Source organism: Henriciella sp. (genome assembly GCF_049649345.1).
Lineage (GTDB): Bacteria > Pseudomonadota > Alphaproteobacteria > Caulobacterales > Hyphomonadaceae > Henriciella.
Window position 1 is genome coordinate 1 of record NZ_JBARZC010000649.1, and the last position, 4,628, is coordinate 4,628.

Consider the following 4,628-nt stretch of genomic DNA (forward strand, 5'->3'; position numbering starts at 1 on the left):
CTGTGAATGGAGATGCGCCGCGTCCATTCGTGCTCGCCGGGCGGGGTGAGGGCGCGCTCAACTGGTTCATCGATGGCGAGCCTTGCCCGACCGACGATGCAGGCCTGCCGGTCTGGCTGCCGGAGGCCTCCGGATTCTACAAGGTCAGCGCGGTCGATGAGGCCGGGCGCGAAGCCAGTGTACGGGTGCGGGTGATTGGGGCCGCGGGATAGAAAAAGCCCGGCGAGGTCATCGCCGGGCCTGATCAATTGAGGCTGAATTCAGATAGCTAGAATGTGTAGCCGATCTCCACACCCCAGGTCAGCGGCTCGTTTACGAAGCCTGTGAGGTTGTTGAAGTCGATCGCGCCTTCGAGGCGTTCCTCATCGGTGATGTTGCGGCCAAACACTGCGAGATCGACGCCATTGTTGCCCTGCCAGCCAGCGCGCAGGCCGCCCGTCCAGTAACCGTCTTCGCCAAACTCGATTGACTCATAGAGGAAGAAGTTGGTCTCGCCTTTATAGGCCCAGTCTGTGTAGGCGTAGAGCTCGCCGCCCTCGAACGGGATGGCGTAGCGCGCTGTGACATTAGCAATCCATTCGGGGGCATTCGGGAAGGCATTGCCGTCAACAAACGCTGCGCCTGAGACAGGATCAACCGCGTCGGTCACGGTGCAGGGCGCACCGCAAACCGGGATCAGGAGGCCGGCATCCTTGATCTCCGTCTTGTTGTAGGAAAGGCCCGCCGTAACGAGAAAGTTCTCTGTCACAGCCGCTTCGATATCGGTCTCGAAGCCATAGCCTTCACCCTTGTCTGCATTGAACAGGGCGACCGTATTGTCCTGGCCGCCAACGGCTGTGAGCTGCTGGTCCTTCAGCTCATAATAGAAGACGCCGGCATTGGCACGGACGCGATTGTCTAGAAGCTCGGATTTGATGCCGGCTTCATAGGAAATCACGCTCTCGCTGTCAGCGATGGAGACGGTGTCACCAAAAACCAGGCGGCCCTGGATGGACGGACCACGAAAGCCGCGGGCAATCCGGCCATAGAGGTTTACCGCGTCGTTCGCCTCATAATTGGCGGAGATATCCCAGCTCACCTGGCCATCGGAGACCTCGCCGGAGATCGGGCCGATCGGTCCGGCCCCGGCCGGGCTGAGCTGGCGCGCGACGCTGAACGTCTTTTCTTCGTCCGTGTAGCGGGCACCGCCCGAAACGGTCAGCTGATCGGTGAGGTCATAGGAGACCGACGCAAAGACGCCGACGCTATTTGTGTCGCCGTCGCGTGTGGCGAGGCCGTTGAGCGGCGCGCCGGGCGACAGTGAGTCATAGCTGACCGATGAGATGGACAGCTCTTCGTCGAACAGGAAGACCCCGCCCTGCGCCTGCAGCGCGCCGCCATCATCATAAGAGAGGCGGATTTCATTGGTGATCTGGGTGAGGTCATTGACCTTGCCGCCAGTCTCGGACGGGAAGGGGATGACACCCGGGCCGAAATTTCCCTCGCCAAGGAAGGCTGCACCAAAGCCACCGTCAATATCACCAACCGAATCGACTTCCGCCGTCTCATAGCCGCCGACATAGGTCAGGGTCAGCGTATCGGAGAGCTCTTTCTCGACCTTCAGCGTTGCGCCCCAGGTCTCCTGTTCGAGCGAGTTGCGCCCGTCATAGAAAACCGTGTCGAAGTCGAAGCTGTCATTGAGGCCGCGCTGGCCCTGCGTGATCACATTGGCGCGGAACAGGCGCGCCGAGCTGTCATTGCTGCGCGCATGCAGGTTGAGCAGGGCAGAGAACGTGTCGTCGAACGGGGTCAGCAGGATCTGGAAGCGGCCGGCATATTCGTCGAAACCCTCATATTGGTCGGGCTCGCCGGTAAAGGCGTTGTCGACGAAATCGTCGCGGTGCTGGTAGAGGCCCGAGACGCGCATGGCCACGGCCGGATTGAGGCGCCCGCCAATCGCACCTTCCACTTCCTGGGTATTGTAGGAGCCGATCGAGCCGCGAATATAGCCGGTCGTCTCGTCGCCAGGCTTCACACTGTCGAACTTGATGATGCCGCCGGGTGTGTTGCGGCCAAACAGCGTGCCCTGCGGCCCGCGCAGCACTTCGATATTCTCAAGATCGAAGACCGGGAAGCCCTTCAGGATCGGGTTTTCGTACGGCACATCGTCATAGACCAGCGAGACCGGCTGAGAGGCATTAAGGTCAAAGTCGGTATTGCCGATGCCGCGAATGTAGAAGCGTGGGAAGGCGCGTCCGAAAGAGCTTTCTGCGATGACACTCGGCACACGCGCCGAGAGAAAGCGCACATCAGCGCCCCCCGATTTCAGGACGTCGAGTTTTTCGCCATCGACCACCGTCATCGAGATCGGCACGTCCTGCAGGTCTTCTTCGACGCGCTGGGCGGTCACGGTGACTGGCGCCAGGCGCGCTTCGGCGTCCGGCGCGGTCTGGGCGTGCGCTGACACCGAGAAGAGCAGGCCAGCAGCGCAGAACGCCGAGCTGGCGGCAAGAATCGTTTTGAGGGACATGCGGACCATTCCTGTGGAGAGGCATTCGCGCCCGCCGCTCACCGGCCGGCCCTTACCGCTCTTGAACCGTGAGGGAGCCGGTCATGGCAAGCAAAACATGCTGTTTTCGCGGAGGTTGAAAGGCCCGCGCACATTTCTGTTGCGGCACTGCAACAAATTTAAGCCGGTCGTCAGGTCCAGGGATTGAACCGTGTCTTCGGGCGGACAGGTTCGCTCTCTTCTGCGGTTTCCTCTTCCGCCGGTTCGGGCGCGGTTTCCGGCGACGCCTCGGCGGTTTGCGTGCCTGGCTCGCTCTCCGGCGTCTCGCTTACCGATTCCAGCGTTTCGGCGGGGCTGGTCAGGAAACTATCATTGCCCTCTTCAACGGCAACCTCCGGGGTTTCGTCCATGGGCGGCTCGCGGAAATCGGCCGGATAGTCGTCTGTGGCGTCGATGACGACCGGCGAGCGTGTGACCTGCTCGTCCTGCCCACCGCTGCCAGGCTCTCTGGGCGAAGATGGCGTGAACCCGGTCGATCTTGCACCGAAGCCGAGGCCGGCGCTGAACGTGTTGATCGACATGACATTCGACACAGGAGGCTGCTGAGGCGGCGCTTCGTCTGTCTGGTCTGTCTGAACCGCGACGACGTCTTCCGGCACATCTGCCTCAGCCGCTGGTGCTGGGTCCGGCGCGCTGGCTGGCTCGGCTGCGACGGTATCGTCTGGCTGGGTCGCGGCAGCGGTATCTTCAGCCTCGACGGCCTCATCCGGCAGGGTCATGCCTGTCGAGGCAGCGCCGAGTTCTGAGGATACATCGTCTTCGGTTGGCGGCGCCTCAGCCGACAGGTCCGCGCCCGCCACGGCAAGGCCGCCTGCGCCGAAGGGCACATAGCGCGGCGCGGTGTAATCACCCGCGGCGTCTTCAATTGCCGGCTCGGCGGGGGCGTCATCGGAGGCCTCAGGTTCCGCATCGCTGGCTTCAGCAGAAACACTCATCTCGTCGGAGGTGTCGGCTTCGTCGACCGCGCCGCCGGTTTCTTCTGAATTGTCTGCAAGCTCTTCAGCGGCCTCAGTGACCTCTCCCAGTGTCGCATCCTCCGGCGCATCGGCTGGCAGGTCGGACTGGGCGAGCGTATCGACACTCTGCTCGGTTTCGTCGTCTTCAATGTCGAAACTCTGTCCATGGTCCGGCATGACCGAGAAAGACGGGAACTCTGTCGACGGCGAATCGGCATCGGCCTCTGTATCGGTGTCTTCTGCCGGAGCTGGTTCGGCCTGTGCATTCTCATCTGTGGCGTTGGCGGCGCCCGCGGCCTCTCGCTCAACTGGGTCGGCTGAGGGATCTTCCGCCTCCGGCTCATCCGCATCAGCTGAGGCCTGTTCCGCCGTCTGTTCAGCGGCGTCTGCCTGCGGTTCCGGCGCCGGACCATCGGCGCTTGCGGCATTCACTTCGCCGGCGAGCCGGGCAACCGCGCCGCTGACATCATCTTCATCCTCAACCGGCGCATCGTCTTCGAGTTGGTCGGAACCAGTCTGCGTCGATTCTGAAGAGTCGCTCTGTGTGTCGCCGAGCAGGGCCGCTTCAGGCACGCTGGCGTCGACAAGGTCCTCTTCTGCGGCAGGCCCGGCGTCACTCTCTTCAACCGGTTCAACGCTCGTCACATCCTCTTCGGTCTCATCCGCTGCGCCAGATGCGATTTCGCCTGATGCGAGAATTTCGGTGTCGTCGCCTGCGTCCTCGAACGCTTCTTCTGGCAGGGCTTCAGCAGAAACGGCCGCTACGTCGGCAGCCGGCTCGGTCTCATCTTTTGTCTCCGCCTCAGCGGATGCATCCGTCTCGGTGTCTGCCTCCTCGGACAGGCCTGCGAGGAGCGTGTTGATCGCGTCTTCTGTGCCGCGCGCTTCGCGGTAGGCCTGGCGTGCAATGGAGGCGACGACATCGCCATAAGTGCCGCCATCGGCGTGCGGTGCGCTTTTCAGCAATGTGGTCGTTGCATCTTCGAGCGGTTTGCCTGACTCCGTCGTCAGCAGGACGCGCGGCGGCTCGGCCGTCAGGCGGACAACATAGCCTTCGGTGGCGTAAATGACTTCGCCATTGTCCTTTTCGACCCAGTCGATCTTGTTCTGGGCCGTCATCACGG

General features: G+C 62.4%; 3 protein-coding genes. 1 reads left to right on the top strand and 2 read right to left on the bottom strand.

Annotated elements, in window-relative coordinates; all coding sequences use genetic code 11:
- A partial coding sequence (locus tag WA989_RS17810; RefSeq protein WP_424341813.1) for a hypothetical protein occupies positions 1-212 on the top strand: 212 nt, incomplete at its 5' end.
- Between the two features lie 56 nt (positions 213-268).
- On the opposite strand, the gene WA989_RS17815 is transcribed toward WA989_RS17810, so the two are convergent.
- Together WA989_RS17815 and WA989_RS17820 are read right to left on the bottom strand one after the other, a co-directional pair.
- The gene (locus WA989_RS17815) at positions 269-2,509 is read right to left on the bottom strand and encodes a TonB-dependent receptor (RefSeq protein ID WP_424341814.1); all 2,241 of its coding nucleotides are present in this window, start codon (positions 2,507-2,509) and stop codon (positions 269-271) included.
- Between the two features lie 170 nt (positions 2,510-2,679).
- The coding region (locus WA989_RS17820; RefSeq protein ID WP_424341815.1) for a hypothetical protein at positions 2,680-4,628 on the bottom strand (1,949 nt) is incomplete at its 5' end.

Coding starts and splice junctions, on each gene's coding strand:
- WA989_RS17815 (WP_424341814.1), bottom strand. CDS start 2,509: ATGTCCCTCAAAACGATTCTTGCCGCCAGCTCGGCGTTCTGCGCTGCT.